We start from the raw sequence: 23479 nt of genomic DNA on the forward strand, positions 1-23479 counted from the left end.
CGATGACGCAGCCGCCCCCCGAACAGTCCCCGCAGCAGCCGCAGGGCCCGTTGCCGCCGCAGGGCGCCTTCGGCCCGCCCCCGCAAGGCAGCTTCGGCCCGCCCCAGCAGGGACAGACCCCGGGCTTCGGCCCGCCGGTCGCCCCGCCGAGCGGCTTCGGCCCGCATCAGGTCTACCAGCCGATACCGGCATCCGGCAGGCCACCGGGCTCGGGCGGCAGACGGCCGGGTCGCCGTACGGCGATCGTCGTCTCCGTCGTCACCGCGATCGCCCTGATCGTCGGCGGCGGCGTCTGGTACGTGACATCGGCGGGCGACGGCTCGAAGGGCAAGACGGCGGCCAAGCCGGACGGTAACGGCGCGAAGCCCACGTATGAGAAGCCCGAGGAGAAGGCACCGAAGGACCCCGAGGCCTTCTTCACGACCAAGGCCTTGCAGCCCAAGTTGCCCAAGGGGGAGACCACTTGGAAGACGCAGGGGTCCTGGCTCACCGACAAGGTGTACGCGAAGTCCTCGGTCGAAGCGATCGTCGGCGTCGACGCCACGTCGGGGAAGGGGCTCTGGCGCCTGCCGAAGCCGGGGCAGTCGTGCGCGGGCTCCCCGGACCTCGGCAAGGGCAACATCGCCGTCGTCGTCACCGGGGCGAAAGTGCACGACGACAGGGGCTTCAAGGACGGGTGCACCGAGGTGACCGCCTTCGACGTGGACACCGGTGACAAGCTCTGGACCAAGTCGATCACCATCGGCTACGAGAAGAAGAAGACGGAGTTCGACCAGGTCACCATCAGCGGCGACACGGTCGCCGTCGGAGGCCTCTACGGCGGCGCGGCCTTCGACCTGCGCAGCGGCGACGTCCGGTGGGAGCCGAAGCAGGGGGAGAAGTGCCGCGACGTCGGCTACGGGGGCGGCGAGCGGCTCGTGGCGGTCCGCTCCTGCGGTGACTACGGCTCGCAGCGCTTCCAGGTACAGCTCCTCGACCCGGCCACGGGAAAGTCGAAGTGGACCCACAAGCTGCCCGCCGGTGTCCGCAGCCCCAGCCTGGTCTCCACCAAGCCGGTGGTCGTCGCCCTCGACTCCGGTGAGATCACCTCGTCCGGAGCCACGGACGTCTTCCCCCTCGACGAGAAGGGCAACCGGCGTACGAGGATCGCCCTGACGGACGGCAAGTACCTGCACAACTGCGGCACCGTCAACGTCGTCGAGGACTGCCGGGCCATCGCGGCGGGCAACGGCAAGCTCTACGTCGCCACCGAGAAACGCGAAGGGGCGAAGGAGTTCTCGTCGACGAACGACATCGTGGTCTTCTCCCTGGTCACCGGCAAGACCACGGGGGAGAAGGTGGAGGCGGGCGACAGCTCCCCCATCTTCCCGATCCGCATGGACGGCGGGAACGTGCTCGTGTACAAGAGTGGCTTCAAACCGCAGGTCGTCTCCCTCGACGGCAGGAACCTGAAGAAGGAGACGGTGCTTCTCGCGGGCACCGGGTCGGCCGCGCTCTCGCCCCTGATCTCCGAACTGCGCTTCCACCGCAACAAGTTGTTCGTCAGCTCCGATCTGCTCGGCCAGTACTCAGCGGACAAGAAGGAGATCATGATGTTCGGCTTCGCGGCCAAGTAGGCACAGGCCGCGCGGGCACGGCGGCAGCGGGCCCTCACTCGTGCGCGATGGCCGCGAGCACATTCATGCGTGAGGCACGCAGCGCGGGGAGCAGGGCCGCCGCCAGGCCGACGACCACTGAGCCGATCAGCACCGCGATCACCGTCGTCCAGGGGATCGCGAACGCCGTCATGCCCTGCAGCGCGAGCACCTGCTGGGCCGCGACGCCCCACACCAGGCCGAGCGCGAGCCCAAGGAGCGCGCCGAACACCGCGATGACCACCGACTCCAGGCGGATCATCCGGCGCAGCTGCCGCCGGGCGAGCCCGATGGCGCGCAGCAGACCGATCTCGCGCGTGCGCTCGACGACGGACAGGGCAAGGGTGTTGACCACGCCGAGGACCGCGATGACGATCGCCAGGCCGAGCAGCGCGTAGACGAGATAGAGCATCACGGCGATCTGCTCGCGGATCAGTTCCTTGTAGTCGGCCTGGTCGCGGACCTGCACCTGCGGATACGCGTCGAGGGTCTTCTCCAGCCGGTCGCGCAGTGCGTCGGCATCCGTGCCCGGGGCCGCGTTCACGTACAGCGCGGAGTCCTGGCCGCCCGGCACGAACTCCTCCACCGTCTCCATGCCGAAGAAGATCCCGCCCTCGATGCCGAACCCCTCCGACCCCGGCTGGTCGGTGAGCGCGCTTACCGTCAGCTCCGTCTTGCGCCCGCCGGGGAACTCCACGGACAGCTTCGAGCCCATCCGGGCCTTGTGATCCCGCGCGAAGTCCCGCTGCATGGCGATGCTTCCGGGCGCGATCGCCCGCGAGGTGCCGCCGTCCACGTAGGTGACGCGGGCGACGTCGTCGAGGCGCGGGTCGTAGCCCGCAGCGGTCGTCTCCACGCTCTTGCCGTCCGGCATGGACACCTTCACGGGCGTGAACCGCTGCCGCACGACGAGTCCGGCGCCCTCGGTGTCCTTCACCTTCTCGGTGATCTCCTGCGAGAAGGGCATGAAGTTGTTGTTCTGCACGACGAAGTCGGCGCCCAGCGTCTTGTCGATCTGTTCGTCGAACGACTTGGTCATCGACGCGCTCGCCACGGACATGCCGCTCACCAGGGCGAGCCCCACCATCAGCGCGGCGGCCGTGGCGCCCGTCCGGCGTGGGTTGCGCAGCGCGTTGCGCTGGCTCATCCGGCCGACCGAGCCGAACAGGGCGGGGAAGGCGCCGCCGAGCACCCGGATCACCGGGCGGACGAGGAGCGGTCCCGCGATCACGGTGGCGACCAGGGTCAGGACGAGGCCGAGACCGAGCAGGGACGCCGCCGACGCGGTCTCCTCCGCGACGGCACAGCCCACCAGGGCGGCGGCGCCCGCCGCCCCGACGAGCGAGCCGACTGCCGCGCGGATCTTCAGCGGCCGTCCCACACCCGCGATTTCCGCGTCGGCGAGCGCGGCCATCGGCGACACATGCGCCGCGCGCCGCGCCGGGAGGTACGCCGCGACGAACGTGACGCCGACCCCGACGACGTACGAGGCCACGGGAGTTGCCCACCCGATGACCATCTCGGTGGACTTCAGGTTCATCCCGAACAGGCCCATCAGCTCGATGAGCCCGGCGGCGAGTCCGATCCCCGCCGCGAGACCGACGGTGGAGCCGGCCACGCCGAGCAGGATCGCCTCGGTGAGCACGGAGCGGCGGACCTGCCTGCGGTCGGCGCCGAGGGCGCGCAGCAGGCCGAGTTCGCGGGTGCGCTGCGCGATCAGCATCGAGAAGGTGTTGACGATCAGGAAGATGCCGACCAGGACGGCGATCCCGGCGAAGCCGAGCATCACGTACTTGATGACGTCCAGGAATCCGCCGAGTTCGGACGCCGCCGATTCGGCCTGTTCGTCCGCGGTCTTCAGGTCGTGGCCCGAACCCAGCTCGGCGGCGATACGGCGCTTCAGCTCGGTGTCGCTCACGCCGGGGGCGGCGTCCACCGAGACGCCCGTGACCGCGTCCTTGTTGCCGAGGAGTTCGCGCTGGGCGGTCGCCGTGTCCAGGTACACCAGCGCGGCACCCGGGTTGGTGGTGGTGAAGGTGACGATGCCGACGACCTTCACCTTGAAGGAGCCGGGCGCGGCGAGCAACGTGAGGGTGTCGCCGATCCGCACGTCCTTCTTGTCGGCGGTGTCCTCGTCGAGCAGCGCCTGGTCCTTGCCGCGGGGGGCGTGCCCCGAGGTCAGGTCCACCGGGCTGCGATCGTTGGGCACCCAGTTGGTGGCGATGGTGGGGGCGCCCGTGGTGGAGCCGACCGGGTCGTTCTCGCTGTCGACCACCGTGATGTTCTCGACGGACGCGTCGACACGGGTCCGAGCGACCCCGTCGATCCCGTCGATGCGGTCGGCGAGGTCGCCGGGGATCGTCGGTGTCCGGCCAGACGGCACGGCTTCTTCGAGGTCTTCCTTCGGCTCGACGGTCACGTCGGCGGACGTCGAGGCGAAGAGCCGGTCGAAGGTGCGGGCCACCGTGTCCGAGAAGATGAGGCTGCCCGCGACGAACGCCACCGAGAGGATCACGGCGAGCGCGGAGAGCACCAGTCGGCCCTTGTGCGCGAGGAAGCTCCTGAGCGTCGCCTTCAGCATGTCCGCGACGCCTCAGTCCTGGTCCGTCTTGCTGTCGATGTCGACGCCCTGGCTGCCGTCGACGCCCTGACCGCCGTCGGCCCCGGGCCGGCCCTCCTGCGGCATTGCGTGGATCACGTCGAACCGTTTGAGGCGTTCGAGGACCGACTCCGCCGACGGGCGCGGCATCTCGTCGACGATGCGGCCGTCAGCGAGGAAGAGCACCAGGTCGGCGTGGGCCGCCGCGCCGGGATCGTGGGTCACCATCACGACCGTCTGCTCCAGTTTGTCGACGGCCTCGCGCAGGAAGCCGAGCACCTCGAGGCCCGCGCGCGAGTCGAGGTTGCCGGTCGGTTCGTCCGCGAAGATCAGCTCGGGGCGCGAGGCGAGCGCCCGCGCGCAGGCCACGCGCTGCTGCTGGCCGCCGGAGAGCTGGGCGGGCCGGTGCTTGAGTCGGTCGCGCAGGCCGAGCGTCTCGATGACGTGGTCGAGCCACGCGCGGTCGGGGCGCTGGCCCGCGATGTCCATGGGCAGCGTGATGTTCTCGGCGGCGTTCAGGGTGGGGATGAGGTTGAAGGACTGGAACATGAATCCGATGCGGTCCCGGCGCAGTTGCGTCAGCTCCCGTTCCTTGAGCCCGGTGATCTCGGTGTCGCCGAGCCACACCTGCCCCGCGGAGACAGTGTCGAGCCCGGCGAGCAGATGCATGAGCGTGGATTTGCCCGAGCCGGACGGGCCCATGACCGCCGTGAAACGGCCGCGCGCGATGTCCACGTCGACCGAGTCGAGGGCGAGCACCGTGGTCTCGCCGGAGCCGTACGCCTTGGTCAGGCCGCGTGCTCGCGCGGCCACCTTGGCGGGCTCCGCGAGGCCTGTGGCCGATGCCGAAGCAGGTGTGGACAAGGCCGCCTCCTGGGTCGTGGCCGCTCCAACTCCCGTAATCCTGCCGAGAGTAGAGGGTCGGGGCGGCGCCCGGTATCCCTCCAAGGTCGTGAACCGAAGACGTGTGTAAGGGGCACGGGAGGCCGGGCCGCGAGTGCGCCTCTGCGCCCTTCCGCGCTCTCCTGCGCCCTCTTGCCGGTGCTAGCACCCCAGCGCTAGCGTGAAGGCATGGCGAAGACCCAGCTGAACGTGCGGGTGGACGAAGGCACCGCCCGGGCCGCGCGCGAGCGAGCGCTGGCCCGCGGGATGAGCGTGAACCGCTACATCGAGGAACTGGTCAAACAGGACGCCGGCGAGGTCGGCCACACCTTTGTCGAGGCTGCCGCCGACTTCATGAAGCAGTACGAATCCGTGTTCGCCGAAGAGTTCGGTGCTGAACGCGAGGGTCGTCGTTAGCCCTTGAACCTCAGAATCGATCTTGCCTGGCTGTTGATGATCGCCGAACACAAGACGCCCGGAGACCCGCAGGTCACCGACTGGGGTGCCCTGGTGGCCACCGTCAGCCGGCACGAGGCGGAGATCTTCGGCGTGCCCGTCTACGAAAGCCCGCACGACCGCGCCGCCGCCCTCCTCCAGGTCCTCCTGCACATCCCCGCCCTGGAACGCTCCAACGCCCTCTTCGCCTCGTCCGTCGCCTACGCCTATCTGGTCGCCAGCGGCATGAAGGTCGTCACCTCGCCCGAGCAGGTGCGCGAACTGGCCCGCCTGGTGAAGGAGGACGGGGCGAGCGTGCGCGCCATCGCGGACGAACTGCGCAAGTGGAGCCTGTAGCGGCGGAACTCCCGTGAGCCGGCGGGATGCCGGGGTGCGCGCCAATGATCATGCGGCGGGGATAGGTTCGGCGGGGAAGAGCCGCACTTCAGGAGGACACCCATGCCTGCCGCCATCCAGCCGATGATCATCACCCCGGACATCGACCGCCTGCTGCGCTTCTACCAGGAGCTGCTCGGCGCCAAAGAGGTGTCGAGGACTCCCGAAGAGGGGCCCGCGTTCTTCGTGGACCTGCGCATCGGCGACTCGGAGCTGGGCGTCGTCTCGGACAGCAGCGTGCCGCTCGACACGCCCCAGCGCATCCTGCTGAGCGTGGCGGTGGACGCCGTGGACGACCTCCTCGCGAGGGTGGAGTCCCTGGGCGGCGAGGCGCTCGGGCCGGCCAACGACATGCCCTGGGGGCAGCGGGTCGCGCACATCAAGGACCCGGACGGCAACGCGGTCAACCTCACGCAGATCATCTGACGTCCGCCGACCGCGCCGGCTTCCGCCATCTACTTCCGCCACCTAGGTCAGTCGCTCTCCGGCCGCCGGGCCGTGCCGAGCACGCAGTAGGAGGACGGCAGCCGCGGGCCCTTCGGGGGCACCAACAGGCGCCGGTACGGGCCGATCTCGAAGCCCGCCGTGCGCAGCGCGCCCAGGGTGTCCCGCGCGACGTGACAGCCGCCGAAGAGCAGGGGCCAGACCGTGCGGTCCAAGGCGCGCTGCGTGGCCGCCATCGCCGCGCCCGGAGCCACACCGTGCTCGAAGAACCGCAGCTCGCCGCCCGGCCGCAGGACGCGCCGCAGCTCGCCGAGTGCGCGGGGCACGTCACGCACGCTGCACAGCACCAGCGAGGCCACCGCGCCGTCGAAGGCCTCGCTCTTGACGGGCAGCGCCTCGGCGGCGCCCGGCACGACGTCCACCGGCACGCCGGCCCGCACGGCGGCGTCCACGGCCAACTGGCGCAAAGTGCGCTCCGGTTCGATGGCCACGACCTCCGAGACCGCCGCCGGGTAGTGCGCGAAGTTCAGCCCGTTCCCCGCGCCGACCTCGATCACCCGACCGGAGAGACCGGCGAGCAGCTCCTTGCGGTACGTGGCGATGATGCGCTCGGCGGCCACGCTCTGACGGGCGTAGAACCGGGCGAAGACAGGATGGTGCACCGCGTCCCGGGACGCGGACCTGGCGGAGCGAGGCGACATGAACCCTCCTCGGCGGGACGACCGGACACCGCAATGGTGCCCCGGCAGCGCCCCCTTTCCCCCCGGCCGAAGCCCGCGAGTCCCGGGGCGGACCCGAACGGGAGCCGCCGGAGCCTCAGGCGCTCCGCGGTGCCTCACGTGCCGCGAACGCCGCGCTGCTCCACGTTCCCCCGAGCTCCCGCCCGAGCCAAGTCCCGGCGCTGTCACGGAAGGTGGCAGGTGTAAGCGTTGCCGCGCCCTCAGGTACCGCGCCGAGCAGGGGGACGCCCGCGCACCGTGGCAGGTCCGCGACGTTGCAGCGTGACGCGAGGTCCGGTGCCGCGGGCCAGCTGCCGATCAGCACACCCAGCGGGGCGAGTTCGCGCGCCCGCAGGGCCTCGGCGGTGAGTTCCGTCGCGTTCAGCGTGCCGAGGCCCGCCGTCGCGACCACCAGGACCGGAGCCGACAGGAGGCGCGCGGCGTCGGCGAGGGTGGCGCCCTCGTCGTCGTAGTGCACCAGCAGGCCGCCCGCGCCCTCGATCAGGACCAGGTCGTGGTCGACCGCCAGCTTCTCCGCCGCCGCGGCCACCTCGTACGGACGGACCTGCGCCATGCCCGCCCGTCGCGCGGCGGTGTTCGGCGCCAACGGCTCGGGGAAGCGGGCTAGTTCGAGGGTGGTGACCGCCTCGCCCGCGAGCCGCGTCACCTCTTCCGCGTCGCCCGGCTCACCGGGCGCCACCCCCGTCTGCGCGGGCTTGAGCACCGCGACGCTGCGCCCCGCGGCGAGCGCGACGGCGGACACCGCCGCCGTCGTCACCGTCTTGCCGATCTCGGTGCCGGTCCCGGACACCACGATGACCGCCATCTCAGCCCTCCTTCGCCGCCGCGCACACCGCGCGGCCGATCCGTGCCACGTCGTCGTCGCCCGTGATGAACGGCGGCATCGTGTAGATGAGGTCGCGGAACGGCCGCACCCACACCCCCTCGCGCGTCGCCGCGCGCGTCGCCGCCGCCATGTCCACGCCGTGGTCCAGCTGTACGACGCCGATCGCGCCGAGCACGCGTACGTCCCGTACGCCCGGCAGTTCCGCCGCCTCGGCCAGTGAGCCGCGCAGGCCGGTCTCGATGCGCTTGACCTCGGTCTGCCAGTCCTGCCCGAGCAGCAGGTCGATCGAGGCGCAGGCCACCGCGACGGCGAGCGGATTGCCCATGAACGTCGGGCCATGGGCCAGGACGGGAACCTCGCCCCGGGAGATGCCGTCCGCGACCCGCGAGGTGCACAGCGTCGCCGCCAGCGTCAGATAGCCGCCGGTCAGGGCCTTGCCCAGGCACATCACATCGGGCGTGACACCCGCGTGGTCCGCGGCGAACAGCGCGCCCGTGCGGCCGAATCCCGTGGCGATCTCGTCGAACACGAGCAGCACGTCGTGCTCGTCGCAGGCTTCCCGCAACACCCGCAGATAGGCGGGGGAGTGGAACCGCATGCCGCCCGCGCCCTGCACCACCGGCTCCACGATCACACCGGCCAGCTCGTCGGCGTGGCGCCCGATCATCTCGCGCAGATGGTCGGCGTAGGCGTCGTCGTACGACTCGAAGCCCGCGGGCGGCATGTCCGCGAACACCTGCTGGGGCAGCGCTCCCTGCCAGAGCTCGTGCATGCCGCCCTGGGGGTCGCACACCGACATGGGCTGCCAGGTGTCCCCGTGGTAGCCGCCGCGCCAGGTCAGCATGCGCCGCTTGGCCGGGCGGCCGAGCGAGCGCCAGTGCTGGAGGCACATCTTGACCGCGACCTCGACCGACACCGAGCCGGAGTCCGCGAGGAAGACGTGCTCCAGGCCCTCCGGAGACATGTCGACAAGGCGCTTCGCCAGGCGGACGGCGGGCTCATGGGTGAGCCCGCCGAACATGACATGGCTCATCCGGTCCAGCTGGCCGCGCACCGCGTCGTTGAGCACGGGGTGGTTGTAGCCGTGGATCGCCGACCACCAGGAGGACATGCCGTCGACCAACTCGCCGCCGTCGCCCGCGAGCCGGAGCCGGACACCGCTCGCGGACTCGACGACCAGGGGCTCCTGCCGGCCGGGCATGGGGCCGTACGGGTGCCACACATGACGGCGGTCGAGATCGAGCAGTTCGGGAACGGAGAGGCCGGAGAGGTCAGGCATTGGGCGCCAGATCCGTTCCCGCTCCCCGGCGGCGTACCGCGACCAGATCCGTGCGCGCCTCGGACGCCTCGGCCCCGGCGGCATCGGTCTCGGCCTGCGCCGGCTCGGACGAACCGCACGGCCCGCAGCCGCCCCCGGCCTCGCCGTGCGACCCGCATCCCGCAGCCGCGACGGCGTCCGCGCGGTGCTCGGGCAGCGTCACCGTGTCGGTGCCCTCGACCTCGAAACCGGCGTCCGCGATCATGTCCAGGTCGGTCTTGCCGGCCTGGCCCTCGCTCGTCAGGTAGTCGCCCAGGAAGATCGAGTTGGCGAGGTGCAGCGCCAGCGGCTGCATCGAGCGCAGGTGCACCTCGCGGCCGCCCGCGATGCGGACCTCCACGTCCGGGCAGACGAAACGGACCATGGCGAGGATGCGCAGGCAGCGCTGCGGGGTGAGGTTCCACTCCTTGGCCAGCGGCGTGCCCTCGAAGGGGATCAGGAAGTTGACCGGCACCGAGTCGGGGTCGAGGTCACGCAGCGCGTAGACCACGTCCACCAGGTCCTCGTCCGTCTCGCCCATGCCCGCGATCAGACCCGAACAGGCGGAGAGGCCCGCGGCCTGCGCCTGCTGCACGGTGTCCACGCGGTCGGCGTAGGTGTGCGTCGTGGTGATCTCGCCGTACGTCGCCTCGGACGTATTGAGGTTGTGGTTGTAGGCGTCGGCGCCCGCCGTGCGCAGTTTGTCCGCCTGGCCCGCGGAGAGCAGACCGAGGCACGCGCACACCTCGACGCCTTCGTTGTTCTCCTTGATCGCCTCGATGGTCTGCGAGACCCGGTCGACGTCGCGGTCGGTCGGACCGCGCCCGCTGGCGACCAGGCAGACCCGCTTGGCGCCGCCCGCCACTCCGGCCGCCGCGGCCTGCGAGGCCTCGTCGGGCTTGAGCCAGGTGTACTTGAGGATGCCGGCCGTCGAGCCGAGGCGCTGCGAACAGTACGAGCAGTCCTCCGGGCAGAGGCCTGACTTGAGATTGACCAGATAGTTGAGTTTCACCCGGCGCCCGAACCACTGCCGCCGTACCTTCCCGGCGGCGGCCACCACGTCGAGAAGCTCGTCGTCGGACGTGGCCAGCACGGCCAGCGCCTCTTCACGGGTCGGCAGCTCGCGCCGAAGCCCCTTGTCCACCAGCGTGTTCAGCAGATCCATGGCGCTGATCCTTACGCACGAGAGCATCGCTTTCCAAGGAGAGTTCGCACAACAGAAAGCCTGGGAGGTGTGGGTATTGCCACATCCTGGCCCGGTGGCCGGACGGCTAGGGTCTGTGCACTGTCTACAAACCGGCCAGTGCCGGCGACCCGGAGGGGACCCCTATGGCGAGCTCGCCGTTCGACTGGATCGACGAGCAGGCGAGCCTGCGCGCACGGGCCGGACTCGTCCGTACGCTGCGCCCCCGCCCCGCCGACGCCGGTGGCCTCCTGGACCTGGCGAGCAACGACTACCTGGGCCTGGCCAGGCACCCCGAGATCATCGAGGGCGCGGCGGCCGCGGCCCGGCGCTGGGGCGGTGGAGCCACCGGCTCCCGTCTGGTGACCGGCTCCACCGAACTGCACGCGGAACTTGAACGCGAGCTCGCCGAGTTCTGCGGCTTCGAGGCCGCTCTGGTCCTTTCCTCCGGATATGCCGCGAACCTCGCCGCCGTCACCGCCCTCGCCCCGCACGGTTCGCTGATCGTCTCGGACGCGGGCAACCACGCCTCGCTGATCGACGGCTGCCGCCTGGCGCGCGGGACGACGCAGGTGGTGCCGCACACCGACACCGAAGCGGTGCACAAGACACTGGACGCGCACGCGGGCCCCGCGATCGTCGTCTCGGACACCGTCTTCTCGGTCGACGGGGACGCGGCCCCGCTGGCCGAACTCAGTTCCGTCTGCCAGGAGTTCGGTGCCGGTCTCGTCGTCGACGACGCCCATGGGCTCGGCGTGCTCGGCGACGGCGGCCGGGGCGCCCCGCAGGCGGCCGGGCTCGCGGGCACGGACCACACGGTGGCGACGGTCACCCTGTCGAAGTCCTTCGGCAGCCAGGGCGGTGCGGTCCTCGGGCCCGCCAAGGTCATCGACCACCTGGTCAACGCGGCCCGGACCTTCATCTTCGACACGGGGCTCGCGCCCGCCGCCGTGGGGGCGGCCCTCGCGGCCCTGCGGTTGCTGCGCGCGGAGCCGGAGCGTGCCGCACGGGCCCGCGCGGTCGCGGCCGAGCTATATGAACGCCTCACCGCGGAAGGTCTCTCGGCGGTACGTCCCGACGCCGCCGTCGTCTCCGTGCGCGCGCCGTCACCGGAAGCGGCCGTGCGGTGGGCCGCCGACTGCAGGGGAGCGGGCCTCGCCGTCGGATGCTTCCGTCCGCCGTCGGTCCCCGACGGCATCTCGCGGCTGCGGCTGACCGCCCGTGCGGATCTCACCGGCGGACAGATCGCCGATGCCGTACGAGTGATCAGCCGCGCCGCACCCCGGTAGTCACCGGAGGCCGTGGACGAAGGCCTCCCATGTCGTGGGCGAGAAGAGCAGGGCGGGCCCTGCCGTGTTCTTCGAGTCGCGCACGGCGAGCAGCCCCTGCTCCGGCCCTGAAGCGAGCGAGGCTGTCTCCACACAGTTGTTCATGCCGTTGCTGCGACTGCTGCGATACCACCGTGCGCCGTGCAGAGAGGTGCTGGAAGGTACGTGCCGAGGCAGTGCCGTCATGGTGCCCCCTTACGCGCCGTCACGTATCCCGGCGATGTGATCCGTTGATTCCTCGGGCGAAAGCGCCTTTCCCTGAAGGGAGTTGAAGGCCTCCGTGTAGGCCTGGAGGTCTTCTTTCCGTTCGAGGTAGAGGCTACTCGTCAAGTGGTCGAGAACAACCACATCCAGATCAGCAATGTTCGGAAAGGAGAAAATAACGAAAGGGCCGATGAGGCCCACGTGCTCTCCGGCGGCGAACGGCAACACCTGAAGCCGCACATGAGGCAACTGCGCGGCCTCCAGTAACCGTTTCAACTGGCCCGCGAGCACCGTGCTGCCGCCCACCGGCCGGTGCAGGACCGCCTCGTCCAGGATCACGCTCAGTCGCAGCGGCGGAGCCGCGCGCAGCACGTCCTGACGGGCCAGACGCACCTCCACCAGCGTGTCCACCTGCTGTTCGGGCAGTCCGTCGAGCGCCGCCCGCGTCACCGCACGCGCGTAGTCCGGCGTCTGCAACAGGCCCGGCACGACGGTGGTCTCCAGGGTGCGCATCCCACAGGCCTGTGACTCCAGGCTGATGAAGTCGCGGTAGGCGGGCGGCAGCAGCTCGCGGTAGGCGTGCCACCAGTGGCGCCGTCCGCCGTCGTCGTCGGAGCCCGCCAATGCCACCAGCAGCTGGCGGAGGTGGGGGTCCGCCACCTCGTACGCATCGAGCAACAGCCCTACGTCGGCCGCCTTGACGCTGCTACGTCCCGTCTCGATCCGGCTGACCTTCGACTGATGCCAGCCGACCCGGTCCGCCGCCTGGCCACTGGTGAGCCCGGCGTGCGTGCGCAGTGCACGCAGTTCGGCGCCGAGTTTCCGGCGGCGCACCGCGGGACCGTACCGCATGTCCGTCTCCTTCCCGACGGAGCGTTTCTCTTCGGCCTCCCCCGGGCCGTTCAGGGGCGACAGTAGAGGAAGGGCCGACCGCGCGCCCAAATACGGTCTCTCGTAGCAGAGTTCACCGCTTTGAGCGACAGATATATGCACATCTTGGTGGATGGCCACCGCTGAGCGCTCCAAGAGTGGCAGTCTGGCGCGAAGCACCATTCCGGGACTGTCCTCGTGCCTTCGCTACGAGTCGGAGCCGAGCCCCGGTGGGAAAGGGACAGCGTCGCCATGGCAGACCTTCAGGAAGCATCCGTCACCCTGCCGAGCGATCCTGCCTCGGTCTCCGCGGCCCGGAAATACGTCTCGACCATCCTGGCCGAGTGGGATCTGCCGGGCGAGACCGAGGTGGCCGACACAGTCCGGCTCATCGTCTCCGAGCTCGCCACGAACGCCGTTCAGCACACCCGGGGCCAGTCGCCCACCTTCCGGGTGGACATCGAGCTTGACCGGGACGAGCAGCTGCGCATCGGTGTCACCGACAGCCACCCCCGCTACCCCAAGCGGCTGCCCGCCGCCGTCCAGCAGGACAACGGCCGGGGCCTGGTCATCATCCGCTGGCTGACCATGGAATGCGGCGGCAGGCTGTCGGTCACGCCCACTCCCGAGGGCGGCAAGACGGTCTGGATCGAGCTGCCGTGGACCACGCCCGTCCGAGGTGGGGCAGCGGCCCCCTCGACCTCACCCCGCTGAGCGGCCGAAGGCGCCCCGGAGCAAAGCCCGGAAGGTGTCCGCCGCCGGATGCGACACGTCGGTGCGGTGGACGACCGAGATCGTGCGCCGCAGATCGCCCGGCTCGAGCGGCCTCGTCCCCACCGGGGTGGCAGCCGTCCGCGCCACCATCTCCGGTACGACGGCGACGCCGAGCCCGGCGCTGACCAGCGCGCACACCAGCGCGTAGCCCGGGGTCTCGACCAGGACCGCGGGAGTCGCACCGGCCCGGACGAGCGCGGACTCGACGCCTTGGCGGGGCGGATACGGCGGCGCCATGCTGATGAGCGGCTGTCCGGCGAGTTCCCTCAGGGGCAGTCGTGACGAGTCGCTCGCGAGTGCGTGGCCCGGTGAGGTCACCAGGATCAGTTCCTCGACCAGGAGCGGCTCCGCGCTCACGGACGCGGGCAGCGCGACCGGATCCGCGGGCTCGTACGTGTGGGTGAGGGCCAGGTCGACCTCGCCCGCCGCCACGGCCGCGACGCCGAGCGGCGGTTCGTAGCCCCGTACCGTCAGATCGACATCGGGATGGGCGCGGCGGAACGCGGTCAGCGCGGGCGGCACCAGGTGGATTCCGGCGGTGGTGAAGGTCCCCAGGCGCAGTCTGCCGCCGGACAGGCCCGCAAGGCGTGTCAGTTCGTGCCGGGCCTGCTCCATCTCGTCCAGGACCCGGCGGGCCCGCGCGAGCAGCAGCTCACCCGCGCCGGTCAGCCGTGCCCCGCGGTGATGGCGTACCAGGAGCGCGGTGCCCGCCTCACGTTCGAGCTTGGCCAGCTGCTGGGAGAGGGCGGGCACGGTGTAGCCGAGGCGTTCGGCGGCGCGGGTGATCGACCCGGCCTCGGAGACCGCCACCAGTGCGGCGAGCCGCGTCGGGTCGTACATGGTCGCTCCCGGCGGCGTGGGGGTAAACGGCTGCTCAAGGCAGACCCAGGATATGCGCGCGCTGCGGTCGTCGGCGCGGCCGGCGAGCGCTGAACGGGCGCGGGCCGGTGCTTCACCGAGGCTTTGATGACCTGACGTCGTCCGGGCCGTCCGATTCCTCGTCGTCGCGCGCACGGCGCACCAGAAGGGGGAGCAGTCCCCACAGGCCCGAGCACACCACGAGCGTGGCCGCGCTCGCGATGATTCCGCCGGTCCGGCCCACCGCCACGTCGACGACCAGGAGCACGGCGCCCGAGACCGCGAAGACCAGGACCACCAGACCGATGCCGGCCAGACGGGACGACACGCGCACGATCAGCGGCTTGGAGTGCTGGCCGAACAGCGACCTGTGCACGGCCGCCGGCGCGGTGAACAGCGCGGCGGCGAGCACGGCGAGCAGCAGCGTGGTGACGTATGTGGCGCGCTGCACCGTGTCGAGCGAGGTGAAGCGCTCGGTGAAGGCGAGGGTCAGCAGGAAGGCGAAGAGGATCTGCACCCCGGCCTGCGTGACGCGCAGCTCCTGGAGGATCTCCGCGAAGTTGCGGTCGGCGCGTTCGAAGCGCGTCTCGTTGCGCGGTGGGTCGTCCGAGGGGGGAGCACTGTTGTTTTCGGCCATGGCGCACGAGTATCCGTGCCGACACGCCCCACGCTTGACGGGCGCGCCGACCAGAGGGCCGGGCGGGGGGCCGCCCGGCCGACGGCCGGTGACGGATGATCAGCGCACCCTGCCGTACGAGACGCTCTTCGTCCAGATCTTCTCGAGCCGCACCTTGGTGTTCGACTTGGGGGCGTGCCAGATCCGGCCCTTACCGGCGTAGATGCCGACGTGGTAGACGTTCCGGCCGGAGTGGAAGAAGACCAGGTCGCCGCGGACGCGGTTGGACGCGGAGACATGGCGGGTCTTGTTGTACTGCTGTGCGGCGGTGCGTGGCAGCTTCTTGCCCGCGCGCTTGAAGGAGTACTGGGTCAGGCCCGAGCAGTCGAAGCGGTGTGGCCCCGTGGCCCCGTAGCGGTACGGAGAGCCTTTCTTGGAGGCGGCGATCTTGAGCGCCTTCGTCCCGTGTGTCGCGGCCTCCGCCTCCGACGTGAGCCCGGGGGCCACGAGGGTGCCGCCTACGACGGCGAGCGTGAGGGCGGATACGGACCCGACCCTGGTGAGCAGCGACGGAACATGATTCAGCGCAGTCATGCGCAACCCTTCGTCAACCGCCTGTGAAGGATGACCTGTCGGATTCGGGCTGACAAAGTTGCCCGGCCGCGTACTGCGGCTTCACCCCAAGGATCGTTGTCCGGACCTTCCGGACCGACCCGTCATGCCTGGGTCCTCCACTCCTGCCGATGCACCGATGTCGACCGGTCATCCGGGCGGCGGCAGGACTCGGCGTCCGCCCGGACCGCCCCGCCGCTGTGGCGGGGGCTTGTCGTCGGAGAGGATCTTGACCCGACTTGGGGTCGAAAACCGAGCCGAAACGGCGTTTTGTGAGGCTCCTCACGGCTGAACCGTTCGGGTGGACACGGTCGGATTCGGGAACCGGAGAGCGCGCCGGATGATCGTTCGACCAGCACCGGAACGAGGAATTCCGGCCCACGCGTACACATCTGACGCAACTGAAGGCGTCTCAAAAAAGGACGTATGTCTACGCCGAATGTGGTAGCCCGTTTGGTTCGTTTGAGATCACCCCCGGACGCAACGGAGTTCGCGGGCCCGGATGACGGGGGCTCAGGATGCCGCCGGGGGCGGCACGGTGACCCGCCCGGCACGCCGCTCTCCGTCGAGCACACGCAGCGCACGGGCCAGCGTCGGTGCGTGCACGGCGGTTTCACCCCGCTGGTGCATGAGCGTCAGGGCGTCCCGCAGGGCGGTCGCGCTGCTGACCAGGGCCTGGGCGGCGCGTAGTCCTCCGTAGGTGTCCGATGCGCGGGCGGGGTTGATCCGGCCCAGCAGGTCGACCACTTCGAGGTACCGGTCGATCAACTCGCCCTCGGCGCGGGTGAGCGCGGGGAGCGGGGGAAGTTCGGGCGGCAGCATCGGTGGCTCACCCCGCATCCGGGGTGCGCGGGTCCGGGCTGTGCCTATCCGGGGTGAGCGGGGAGGACTTGCGGCTCGCGATGATCCGGTCCACCAGGCCGTAGTCGACCGCCTCGGCGGCGTCGAAGATCTTGTCCCGCTCTATGTCGGCCGCGACGCGTTCCGCGCTCTGTCCCGTGTGCCGGACGAGCAGCTTCTCCAGTTGCGCGCGCGTGCGCAGGAGTTCGTCGGCCTGGATCGCCAGGTCGGAGGTCTGGCCTCGGACCGGCTCGGCGAGCGAGGGCTGGTGGATCAGCACGCGGGCGCCGGGCAGCGCGAGCCGCTTGCCGGGAGTGCCCGCGGCCAGCAGGACGGCGGCCGACGACGCGGCCTGGCCCAGACAGGTCGTCTCCACGTCGCAGGCGACGAACTGGATCGTGTCGTAGATCGCGGTCATCGCGCTGAAGGAGCCGCCGGGGGAGTTGATGTAGAGCGCGATGTCGCGGTCGGGCGCCAGGTATTCGAGGTGCATGAACTGCGCCATCACGTCATTGGCCGACGTGTCGTCGATCGGCGTCCCCAAGAAGACGATGCGCTCCTCGAGCAGCTTCGAGTACGGGTCCAGCGTCCGCTGGCCCGTACTGGAGCGCTCGGTGAACTCGGGCAGGACATAACGGGCGAACGGCTGGTTCATGGCATGTCTCTCCTCTGCCGGGGTCGGCTGCTCCCCAAGGCCTCTGTAAAAAATGTACAGGACGTACGTAAAGTGGGGTGAGGGGCGGACGCGGCGCGGGCATGCTTCGCCTCGTCGTGATCTCAACCGCCCCCAGCCGAGAGCCTCGTATGGCAGCGTCCGAGCTCGCCCACCTCGCTCGGCGCGCTCGTCGAGAGTGCGGCGGACCGGATCAAACCCAGCCTCGTCCGGAACGTACGGCAGGGGCGCGCGCTCACCGGCATCGACCTGGAGCGGGCCACCGTGCTGCACGGCGAACTGTTCCACCGGATGCGGGAGTTCTTCGACCGCAATGACGCGCTGATTCTGCCGACGAGCCAAGTGCCGCCTTTCGATGTCGAGTTGGAGTATCCGGACAACATCGACGGGGAGCCGATGACGGACTACCTGGACTGGATGCGCTCCGCGTACCTGGTGTCCGCCACCGGTTGCCCGGCCCTGTCCGTGCCCGCCGGATTCACCCCGGGCGGACTGCCGGTCGGGCTGCAGATCGTCGGGCCGCACCGCGGCGACCTACGTGTTCTGCGGATCGGCCACGCCTTCGAGCAAGCCACCCGGCACGGCGAGCGCAGGCCGGGGCCGAACGTTACGCGGCCGGACGGACGGGTACTCGGGCGCCATGAATCGTTTGGAGCATCTGGACAAGAGCCTCGTCGATGAACTGACGCGTGCGGCCCGCGAGGCCGTACGGGACGAACTGAGGGAGCAGACGCGGGGACAGCGTCGCAAGGCCGCGCTGTACGCCGGTGCGGGGGCCTTCGGCCTCTACGCGGGCGCGGCTCTGGCACTCGCCTTCGGCCTCGCGCTTGCTCTGGGGCTGCCCGACTGGGCGGCGGCGCTGATCACCGCGGTGGTACTCGGTGGTGTGGCCTTTGTGCTGCGCAACGCGGCGCGTCCTTCCGCGAGCCGCCCTTCCGCCGACCGGAATTCCACGGATCGCCCCTCCGCGGACCTGCCGTCCGTGGACGGGCCGGCCATGACTCCGCCGCCCGTGACACCGCCGGCGCCCGAGCGGCCGACGGCGCCGCCGACCGTGGACGCGACACACCCGGGCGGCGTGGAGCCCGAGGTGCCGCACCGCTGGGGTCGGTGATCCGGGCCACCCGAACACGAATGTTTGGCCAACGGGTTACGGGCCACTCGGGTGATTGAGGTGGCCATATTGAACACATCATCGGATCCAGAGAAGAAGAAGACGAGTTCGCAGAACTCGCGTAATTCAACCGAACAAGCGGAAAGCGGCAGCGCGAAGCGCCCGGGCCCCATGGAGGTGCTGCGCATCGCACGCACCCAGCTCGCCGAGCTGACCGGGATGGCCGCCGAGTCCGTGTCGTCCTTCGAGCAGACCGAGGACGGCTGGACGTTGGAGATCGAGGTCCTGGAACTCACCCGGGTGCCGGACACGATGAGTCTCCTCGCGAGCTACCAGGTGGAGTGCGACCCGCAGGGCGAACTCCTGGGTTACCGGCGCGTCCGCCGCTACGAACGCGGGCGTGCCGACGGCAGCAAGGCCGGCGGCCGCTGAGGCGGCTGTCCGCGCGGGTTTCCGCGAAATATCCACAGATATCCCAGACTAAGGAGGGTCGATCGGCATGACCGTTGTCCCAGCACAGCAATCCGGTGGATCGGGCGGCACCAGTGGTCTGTACGACGTCCTGGAGCTGGTTCTCGACCGCGGCCTCGTGATCGACGCCTTCGTGCGTGTCTCGCTCGTGGGCATCGAGATCCTGAAGATCGACGTGCGTGTGGTGGTCGCCAGTGTCGACACCTACCTGCGCTTCGCCGAGGCGTGCAACCGCCTCGACCTGGAGTCAGGTCCGCACAAGGACCCCGGACTCCCCGACCTCGTGGGCGAGATGACCGAATCCGGTGCGCGCGGCAAGTCGAAGGGCGCCCTTTCGGGTGCGGCCGAGACCATTTCCGACGCGTTCAAGCAGTCGCGTGAAGAGAGCCAGTCGGAGTCCCGCCCGCGTGCGCGCAAGAGCACGTCGGCGCGCCGGAAGGAGGAGCAGGAATGAGCACGTACGTCTACGGCATCACCGCAGGTGCCCACCCGTCGCTTCCCGAGGGCATGGAAGGCGTGGGAAAGCCGGCCCGCCCCGTGCGCATCCTCAAGGAGGGTGACCTGGCGGCGATCGTCAGCGACGCCCCCGACGGGCTGCGCGCCAAGCGCAACGACCTGCTTGCCCACCAGAACGTGCTGAACGAGGCGGGCGCGGCCGGTCCCGTCCTGCCCATGCGGTTCGGCAACGTCGCCCCCGACGACGCGGCCGTCACGAGTGTCCTCGCGGAGCGCGCCGAGCACTACCACGAGCGGCTCTCGACGCTGGCCGGCAAGGTCGAGTACAACGTCAAGGCCAGCCACGAGGAGCAGGCCGCACTGCACCGCGTGATGGCGGACAACCCCGAGGTGCAGGCACTCGCCGAGGCCAACCGCCAGGCGGGCGGCGGTAGTTACGAGCAGAAGCTGCAGCTCGGCGAGATGGTGGTGGCCGCGCTCCAGGCCCGCGAGGCCGAGGACGCGGTGGAACTGCACCGCACCCTGGTGCCGACGGCGCACTCCGTCAGCGTGGGCCCCGAGTCCACTGGATGGCTGACCAACCTGTCGTTCCTCGTGGAGCGCAAGTCGGCCGAGGTGTTCCTCGCCGCCGTCGAGGAGGCCCGCAAGGCCCACCCGCACATCGAACTGCGCGTCAACGGGCCGCTGCCGCCCTACAGCTTCGTCGAGCCCGGTCCTTCCGAGCCGACCGGGGCCACGCCGGAGTCCGCGAGCTCACAGGCCGGCCGGGAGTAGGTCATGGGACTGATCGGCGAAGTACTGATGCTGCCGCTCGCCCCGGTGCGCGGCGGCCTCTGGGCGGTGAGCCAGGTACTCGCCGAGGCCGAGCGCCTGTACTACGACCCGGCCACCGTCCGGTCCGAACTCGCCCTTCTCGAGCAGCAGCTCGAGTCGGGCGAGATCGGGGAGGAGGAATTCGACCGCCGGGAGGACGAGTTGCTCGACCGCCTGGAAATAGGCCTGCGCACCGGCGCGGGAACCGACAACGGGACGACACAATGAATCGAGTGGGACTTGGCCTCGCCGTAGGGGCCGGATACGTCCTCGGACGTACGAAGAAGCTGAAGTTCGCGATCGCGGTAGGCACCGCGGTGGCCGGTAAGAAGATGAACCTGAGCCCGCGCGCCCTGGGCGACCTGCTCTCTCAGCAGCTGCAGAACAACCCGCAGTTCAAGGAGATCGGCGACCAGCTGCGCGAGGACATGCGCGGGGTCGGGAAGGCCGCGACCGGAGCGCTGGTCGAGCGGCAGATCTCGGGCCTGGCCGACCGGCTGCACGGCCGGACGGCGGATGTGCGGGACCAGCTCTCGGGCGTGAAACCGGATATACCGGGTCGCGACACCGAGGAGGACGAGGAAGAGCCGGACGACGCGTACGAGGAGTACGACGACGAGGACGACCGGGACGAGCGGGACCACGAGGAGTCCGCCGACGCGGAGTCCGACGAGGAGCCCGACGAGAGGCCCCGGCCGCGGAAGAAGGCTCCCGAGCAGAAGGCCGCCCCCAAGAAGGCGGCCGCCAAGAAGACTCCCGCCAGAAAGACGGCGGCGAAGAAGAGCCCTGCGAAGAAGACGGCGAAGAAGGCCCCCGCCAGGGCCGCGGCGAAGCCGTCCGCGCGTCGTGCCACCGGGGCCCGGTTGCCGAAGGAGGGGGGCCGCGATGAGTGACACCCTGAAGTCCGCCTCGGACAAGGCGAAGGACAATCCGCTCACCGGCATCGCGAAGAGCGAGGCCGCCGACCGCCTGAAGTCCGAGGTCCAGGAGTATCTGGGCGCCCAGGCTCAGCGGCTGCTGGTCGGAGTGGGCAACAAGCTCGGCCAGACGACGGGCAAGCTCAACGACCTCGCCGAGGGCAACAGTCCGGGCTTCGCCAAGCTCGCCGTCGACGGCGGCCGCAAGATGGCCGAGGGCAAGGGGCCGCTGCGCTCCGCCGTGGAGGTAGGTGCCGGCCGGGCCAAGGACAGTGTGGTCGGCGCCTTCAAGAACATGATCGGCGGCAAGGGGCGCCGCAAGGGCGGGGCAGGCCAGAAGCCCACGGTCATCATGGAGTTCATCGACGTCGGCGTGCCGCTGCGCACCGCGTACGACCAGTGGACCCAGTACCAGGACTTCAGCACCTTCGCCAAGGGCGTCAAGAGCGCGAACCGCGCCGACGACACCACCTCCGACTGGCAGGCCAAGGTCTTCTGGTCCAACAGGAGTTGGAAGGCCCACACCACCGAGCAGATCGCGGACGACCGGATCGCGTGGACCTCGGAGGGCGCGAAGGGCACGACGAAGGGTGTCGTCTCCTTCCACTCGCTGGCCGAGAACCTCACGCGCGTCCTGCTGGTCCTGGAGTACTACCCGAAGGGCCTCTTCGAGAAGACCGGCAACATCTGGCGCGCCCAGGGCCGCCGGGCCCGGCTCGACCTGAAGAACTACGCGCGGTTCATCACCATCAAGGGTGAGGCGGAGGACGGCTGGCGCGGCGAGATCCGCGACGGTGAGGTCGTCCAGAGCCACGACGACGCGGTCGCGGAGGAAGAGGCCGAGGACGAGCAGGAAAACGTCGCCGAGGACGAGTACGAGGGCGACGAGGAGCAGCCGGAGGAGTCCTACGAGGACGAGGAAGGCGAGCGCGAGGACGACGAGGAAGCGCGCGACGAAGAGGACCAGCCCGAGGAGTCCTACGAGGAAGAGGACGAGGAAGACGAGGCGAAGTACGAGGACGAGGACGCCGACGAGGCGAAGTACGACGAGTACGAGGATGAGGACGAGGCGAAGCGCGACGAAGACGCCGAGATGACCGGGAGCCGTCGATGACGATGCCTGGCCGGATGCCGGAGCCGTACGGGCAGGGCGGCGGCGCGAACCTCGCCGACATCCTGGAGCGCGTGCTCGACAAGGGAATCGTGATCGCCGGGGACATCCGGATCAACCTGCTCGACATAGAACTCCTGACGATCAAGCTGCGGCTCATCGTCGCCTCCGTCGACAAGGCGAAGGAGATGGGGATCGACTGGTGGGAGGACGACCCGGCGCTCTCCACCCGCGCACGTCGGGACGAACTCACCCGTGAGAACGCCGAGTTGCGCGCTCATGTCGCCGAACTGGAGCAAGGCAGGTCGGGGCAGGAGGGCAGGACGGAGCGAGTCAAGGTGGAAGAGGGAAGCACGAAGCGCGGTCAGGCGGAGGAGAGCACATGAGTGGACTGCGGTACGTCTACGCGATCTGCCGGCCCTTCGACGCGGCGCTTCAGGCGCAGGTCACCGGGGTGGACGGCGCTCCCCCCGGTCAGCTGTCGCACCACGGTCTGATCGCCGTGGTCGGCACCGTGCCGGAGCAGGACTTCGCCGAGGAGCCGCTGCGGCGCCATCTGGAGGACCTGGACTGGCTGAGCGCCACCGCGCGGGCTCACCAGTCCGTGATCGACGCGCTCACGGTGGTCACCACGCCGCTGCCGTTGCGCCTCGCCACGGTGTTCCGGGACGACGCGGGAGTGCGCGCGATGATGGAGGCACGGGAGGACTCCTTCAGGCGCACACTCGACCGGCTCGACGGCCGCGTGGAATGGGGTGTCAAGATCTACTCCGACGCGCAGGCCGCGGGTCCGGCCGCCGAGCCGGAGAAGCCCGCGTCGGGTCGGGACTATCTGCGCCAGCGCCGGCAGCGCAACCGTGCGCACGAGGAGATGTGGGAGAGCGCCGAGAAGTTCGCCCACCGGCTGCACGACACGCTCTGCGAGCACGCGGAGGACGCCCGGCTGCACGCGCCCCAGAACTCCGCGCTCTCCAAGGAGTCGGGCCGCAACGTGCTCAACGCGGCCTATCTGGTGCCGCGTTCGGACTCGGAGGCGTTCGTCGAACTGGTGGAGCGCGTGAAGGGCGATGAGTCCGGCATGCGCGTGGAGCTCACCGGGCCGTGGGCCGCGTACTCCTTCGCGGGCGTGGAGGTCGAAGGGGACGACGTGGCGGGGGAGGCGGGACTGTGACCGTCATCGAACGCCGCGAGGTCGCCCTGGTCGACCTGCTCGACCGGCTCCTCGCGGGCGGGGTCGTCATCACCGGGGACCTCACCCTGCGCATCGCGGACGTCGATCTCGTCCGCATCGACCTGAACGCGCTCATCAGCTCCGTGAACGAGCAAGTTCCCTCACCTTTTGAGGAGTTGCTGTGAGCGAGGGCGAGGCCGAGCGCGAGCCCGGGG

The 23479-nt window shown here is 70.2% G+C and carries 30 protein-coding genes and 1 riboswitch; of the genes, 17 read left to right on the forward strand and 13 right to left on the reverse strand.

What is annotated here, in order from left to right:
• Positions 1-2 precede the first annotated feature (2 nt).
• Positions 3-1616 carry an outer membrane protein assembly factor BamB family protein gene (locus ACZ5U5_RS12545; protein WP_469019934.1) on the forward strand — a complete coding sequence of 538 codons (1614 nt, stop codon included), beginning with the start codon at positions 3-5 and terminating at the stop codon, positions 1614-1616.
• 34 nt (positions 1617-1650) lie between these two features.
• Here the strand turns inward: ACZ5U5_RS12545 and ACZ5U5_RS12550 are convergent, their stop codons facing one another.
• Entirely contained in the window at positions 1651-4215 is a 2565-nt protein-coding gene (locus ACZ5U5_RS12550) for an ABC transporter permease (RefSeq protein ID WP_469019937.1), read from the reverse strand.
• A gap of 12 nt (positions 4216-4227) precedes the next feature.
• The gene (locus ACZ5U5_RS12555) at positions 4228-5097 is read right to left on the reverse strand and encodes an ABC transporter ATP-binding protein (protein WP_469019938.1); all 870 of its coding nucleotides are present in this window, start codon (positions 5095-5097) and stop codon (positions 4228-4230) included.
• Between the two features lie 207 nt (positions 5098-5304).
• On the opposite strand from ACZ5U5_RS12555, the gene ACZ5U5_RS12560 reads away from it, so the two are divergent.
• The 3 genes from ACZ5U5_RS12560 to ACZ5U5_RS12570 all read left to right on the forward strand — a co-directional run bounded on the left by ACZ5U5_RS12560 (position 5305) and on the right by ACZ5U5_RS12570 (position 6372).
• Positions 5305-5532, forward strand: coding sequence for an antitoxin (locus tag ACZ5U5_RS12560; RefSeq protein WP_344526843.1), 228 nt, complete (start codon positions 5305-5307; stop codon positions 5530-5532).
• A gap of 3 nt (positions 5533-5535) precedes the next feature.
• The gene (locus ACZ5U5_RS12565) at positions 5536-5907 is read left to right on the forward strand and encodes a fic family toxin-antitoxin system, toxin component (RefSeq protein ID WP_469019941.1); all 372 of its coding nucleotides are present in this window, start codon (positions 5536-5538) and stop codon (positions 5905-5907) included.
• Positions 5908-6009: 102 nt separating this feature from the next.
• Complete coding sequence (locus ACZ5U5_RS12570; protein WP_469019944.1) at positions 6010-6372, forward strand: VOC family protein; 363 nt, start codon at positions 6010-6012, stop codon at positions 6370-6372.
• Between the two features lie 47 nt (positions 6373-6419).
• Here ACZ5U5_RS12570 and ACZ5U5_RS12575 read toward each other — a convergent pair whose 3' ends face one another.
• From ACZ5U5_RS12575 to bioB, 4 genes are all read right to left on the reverse strand, one after another.
• On the reverse strand, positions 6420-7091 hold the full coding sequence (locus ACZ5U5_RS12575; protein WP_469019945.1) for a class I SAM-dependent methyltransferase: 672 nt from the start codon (positions 7089-7091) through the stop codon (positions 6420-6422).
• Between the two features lie 115 nt (positions 7092-7206).
• Positions 7207-7935 (reverse strand): dethiobiotin synthase, encoded by a 729-nt coding sequence (bioD, locus tag ACZ5U5_RS12580; RefSeq protein ID WP_469019946.1) that lies wholly within the window; start codon positions 7933-7935, stop codon positions 7207-7209.
• Position 7936: 1 nt separating this feature from the next.
• A complete protein-coding gene (locus ACZ5U5_RS12585; protein WP_469019949.1) occupies positions 7937-9235 on the reverse strand; it encodes an adenosylmethionine--8-amino-7-oxononanoate transaminase in 1299 nt (432 codons plus the stop codon).
• Positions 9228-10418 (reverse strand): biotin synthase BioB, encoded by a 1191-nt coding sequence (gene bioB / locus ACZ5U5_RS12590; RefSeq protein WP_469019952.1) that lies wholly within the window; start codon positions 10416-10418, stop codon positions 9228-9230. The genes ACZ5U5_RS12585 and bioB overlap by 8 nt, the downstream gene beginning before the upstream one ends.
• 164 nt (positions 10419-10582) lie before the next feature.
• Here bioB and ACZ5U5_RS12595 point away from each other — a divergent pair, with 164 nt between their 5' ends.
• On the forward strand, positions 10583-11725 hold the full coding sequence (locus ACZ5U5_RS12595; RefSeq protein WP_469019954.1) for an 8-amino-7-oxononanoate synthase: 1143 nt from the start codon (positions 10583-10585) through the stop codon (positions 11723-11725).
• On the opposite strand, the gene ACZ5U5_RS12600 is transcribed toward ACZ5U5_RS12595, so the two are convergent.
• Complete coding sequence (locus ACZ5U5_RS12600) at positions 11726-11950, reverse strand: DUF397 domain-containing protein (protein ID WP_367047391.1); 225 nt, start codon at positions 11948-11950, stop codon at positions 11726-11728.
• Between the two features lie 9 nt (positions 11951-11959).
• Positions 11960-12820, reverse strand: coding sequence for a helix-turn-helix domain-containing protein (locus ACZ5U5_RS12605; RefSeq protein ID WP_469019956.1), 861 nt, complete (start codon positions 12818-12820; stop codon positions 11960-11962).
• Between the two features lie 270 nt (positions 12821-13090).
• Here ACZ5U5_RS12605 and ACZ5U5_RS12610 point away from each other — a divergent pair, with 270 nt between their 5' ends.
• A complete protein-coding gene (locus ACZ5U5_RS12610; RefSeq protein WP_469019958.1) occupies positions 13091-13552 on the forward strand; it encodes an ATP-binding protein in 462 nt (153 codons plus the stop codon).
• On the opposite strand, the gene ACZ5U5_RS12615 is transcribed toward ACZ5U5_RS12610, so the two are convergent.
• The 5 genes from ACZ5U5_RS12615 to ACZ5U5_RS12635 all read right to left on the reverse strand — a co-directional run bounded on the left by ACZ5U5_RS12615 (position 13541) and on the right by ACZ5U5_RS12635 (position 17193).
• A complete protein-coding gene (locus ACZ5U5_RS12615) occupies positions 13541-14452 on the reverse strand; it encodes a LysR family transcriptional regulator (protein ID WP_469019960.1) in 912 nt (303 codons plus the stop codon). The genes ACZ5U5_RS12610 and ACZ5U5_RS12615 overlap by 12 nt on opposite strands.
• A 112-nt stretch (positions 14453-14564) precedes the next feature.
• The gene (locus ACZ5U5_RS12620; protein WP_469019963.1) at positions 14565-15107 is read right to left on the reverse strand and encodes a DUF6328 family protein; all 543 of its coding nucleotides are present in this window, start codon (positions 15105-15107) and stop codon (positions 14565-14567) included.
• 99 nt (positions 15108-15206) lie between these two features.
• Entirely contained in the window at positions 15207-15680 is a 474-nt protein-coding gene (locus ACZ5U5_RS12625) for a C40 family peptidase (RefSeq protein WP_469019966.1), read from the reverse strand.
• A 3-nt stretch (positions 15681-15683) separates the two neighbouring features.
• Positions 15684-15847: riboswitch (cyclic di-AMP (ydaO/yuaA leader) on the reverse strand.
• 364 nt (positions 15848-16211) lie between these two features.
• On the reverse strand, positions 16212-16520 hold the full coding sequence (locus ACZ5U5_RS12630; RefSeq protein ID WP_469019969.1) for a hypothetical protein: 309 nt from the start codon (positions 16518-16520) through the stop codon (positions 16212-16214).
• A gap of 7 nt (positions 16521-16527) precedes the next feature.
• Positions 16528-17193 carry an ATP-dependent Clp protease proteolytic subunit gene (locus ACZ5U5_RS12635; RefSeq protein ID WP_469019971.1) on the reverse strand — a complete coding sequence of 222 codons (666 nt, stop codon included), beginning with the start codon at positions 17191-17193 and terminating at the stop codon, positions 16528-16530.
• A gap of 282 nt (positions 17194-17475) precedes the next feature.
• On the opposite strand from ACZ5U5_RS12635, the gene ACZ5U5_RS12640 reads away from it, so the two are divergent.
• The 11 genes from ACZ5U5_RS12640 to ACZ5U5_RS12690 all read left to right on the forward strand — a co-directional run bounded on the left by ACZ5U5_RS12640 (position 17476) and on the right by ACZ5U5_RS12690 (position 23449).
• Complete coding sequence (locus ACZ5U5_RS12640; protein WP_469019974.1) at positions 17476-17892, forward strand: amidase family protein; 417 nt, start codon at positions 17476-17478, stop codon at positions 17890-17892.
• Positions 17852-18325 carry a phage holin family protein gene (locus ACZ5U5_RS12645; protein WP_469019975.1) on the forward strand — a complete coding sequence of 158 codons (474 nt, stop codon included), beginning with the start codon at positions 17852-17854 and terminating at the stop codon, positions 18323-18325. Before ACZ5U5_RS12640 ends, ACZ5U5_RS12645 begins: the two co-directional genes overlap by 41 nt.
• Before the next feature lie 51 nt (positions 18326-18376).
• Positions 18377-18757, forward strand: coding sequence for a gas vesicle protein GvpO (locus ACZ5U5_RS12650; RefSeq protein WP_469019977.1), 381 nt, complete (start codon positions 18377-18379; stop codon positions 18755-18757).
• Between the two features lie 67 nt (positions 18758-18824).
• Positions 18825-19250: a gas vesicle structural protein GvpA gene (locus ACZ5U5_RS12655; RefSeq protein WP_469019980.1), complete on the forward strand. Its 426-nt coding sequence runs from the start codon at positions 18825-18827 to the stop codon at positions 19248-19250.
• Complete coding sequence (locus ACZ5U5_RS12660; protein ID WP_469019982.1) at positions 19247-20026, forward strand: GvpL/GvpF family gas vesicle protein; 780 nt, start codon at positions 19247-19249, stop codon at positions 20024-20026. Before ACZ5U5_RS12655 ends, ACZ5U5_RS12660 begins: the two co-directional genes overlap by 4 nt.
• A 3-nt stretch (positions 20027-20029) precedes the next feature.
• Positions 20030-20293 (forward strand): gas vesicle protein GvpG, encoded by a 264-nt coding sequence (locus ACZ5U5_RS12665; RefSeq protein ID WP_363310941.1) that lies wholly within the window; start codon positions 20030-20032, stop codon positions 20291-20293.
• Complete coding sequence (locus tag ACZ5U5_RS12670; protein ID WP_469019984.1) at positions 20290-20958, forward strand: DNA primase; 669 nt, start codon at positions 20290-20292, stop codon at positions 20956-20958. The genes ACZ5U5_RS12665 and ACZ5U5_RS12670 overlap by 4 nt, the downstream gene beginning before the upstream one ends.
• Positions 20951-22096, forward strand: coding sequence for an SRPBCC family protein (locus tag ACZ5U5_RS12675; protein WP_469019986.1), 1146 nt, complete (start codon positions 20951-20953; stop codon positions 22094-22096). The genes ACZ5U5_RS12670 and ACZ5U5_RS12675 overlap by 8 nt, the downstream gene beginning before the upstream one ends.
• The gene (locus ACZ5U5_RS12680) at positions 22093-22479 is read left to right on the forward strand and encodes a gas vesicle protein (protein ID WP_469019987.1); all 387 of its coding nucleotides are present in this window, start codon (positions 22093-22095) and stop codon (positions 22477-22479) included. Before ACZ5U5_RS12675 ends, ACZ5U5_RS12680 begins: the two co-directional genes overlap by 4 nt.
• A complete protein-coding gene (locus tag ACZ5U5_RS12685; RefSeq protein WP_469019990.1) occupies positions 22476-23264 on the forward strand; it encodes a GvpL/GvpF family gas vesicle protein in 789 nt (262 codons plus the stop codon). Before ACZ5U5_RS12680 ends, ACZ5U5_RS12685 begins: the two co-directional genes overlap by 4 nt.
• Positions 23261-23449: a gas vesicle protein gene (locus tag ACZ5U5_RS12690; RefSeq protein WP_469019992.1), complete on the forward strand. Its 189-nt coding sequence runs from the start codon at positions 23261-23263 to the stop codon at positions 23447-23449. The genes ACZ5U5_RS12685 and ACZ5U5_RS12690 overlap by 4 nt, the downstream gene beginning before the upstream one ends.
• Positions 23450-23479: the final 30 nt, after the last annotated feature.

Source organism: Streptomyces sp. NPDC033177, from assembly GCF_055577715.1.